The organism is Streptomyces sp. NPDC087428, assembly GCF_044744085.1.
GTDB lineage: Bacteria > Actinomycetota > Actinomycetes > Streptomycetales > Streptomycetaceae > Streptomyces.
Map to the genome: position 1 here is coordinate 1 of NZ_JBIUXR010000045.1, position 1,069 is coordinate 1,069.

Sequence of the window (1,069 nt, forward strand, 5' to 3'; positions counted from 1 at the left end):
ACGAGCTCGTGCATGGTTAGCGGTGACGTTGGCCCTGCCGGTTCGTTAGGCCGTTCGTGGTGGGGATACAGGCACGTGGGTTGATCATGTCGGAGCGTCGGGTCACGGGCCTTTCAACGGCTGTGATTGCCGATCTGGTAGCGGAGTTGGGCCCGGTCTGGCAGGCCCGCAGGGATGCCGAGCTACTCGACCGACCGCGGCGGCGGGCGGTCGGAGCGGGCGCGAAGTACAAGCTGGTCTTCGTCGACCGACTCCTGGCCACACTCGTTCACCTGAGGCACGGCGTTACCCACGACGTACTGGCCTGCTGGTTCCAGGTGGACCGGTCGACCATCACCCGTGCGGTCGGCGAGATCCGGCCTCTACTGGCCGACCGCGGCTGTCGCATCGAGGGTGGTCTGCGACTTCGCACGCTTGCCGATGTGATCGCCCATCTTGGCGCCACCGGCCAGACCGCACTGATGGACGCCACCGAGGTCCGAGTCCGTCGCCCAAGCGCACATCGCGGCGGACGCAGCCGGTTCATCTCCGGCAAGAGCCGCATCAACGCCATGAAAGCCCTCGTCGTCACCGACCAGCGCGGACGACCACTGTTCTGCGGCGAGGTCCGGGCCGGATCCATCGCCGACATCACCCAAGCCCGTGACGCCGGCCTGGTCGACCTGCTCGCTGACACCATTGACCTGCAGATCCTTGCCGACGCCGGCTATCAAGGCCTCGCGGCGCAAACCTACGGCCAGGTCGTCACCCCGCCACGCAAACGCCGCGGCAAACACCTCGAACACCTGCAATGGCTGATGGCACACCACGAGGCCGCCCGCTTCGCCCACTCCTCGGCCAGAATCCCCGTCGAACACGGCATCGCCCACCTCAAGAACTGGAGGGCCCTCGCCCGGCATCACACCCGACGAGAGAACCTGCCCGACACCATCCGAGCCGTCGCCGGACTCCTGACCGACCAACAAGCCACCCCTCACACGAAGGCACTCGCACTGCCCGCCACACCCGCATGATCAAAACGCCGACCGCAACCTCAACACGCCCTCGCCCCAACCATGCACGAGGTCGT

General features: G+C 66.7%; 1 protein-coding gene. It reads left to right on the forward strand.

Annotated elements, in window-relative coordinates:
- The first annotated feature begins 122 nt into the window (after window positions 1-122).
- Complete coding sequence (locus tag ACIO3R_RS39535) at window positions 123-1,013, forward strand: transposase family protein (protein ID WP_402111960.1); 891 nt, start codon at window positions 123-125, stop codon at window positions 1,011-1,013.
- The last annotated feature ends 56 nt before the right edge of the window (window positions 1,014-1,069 follow it).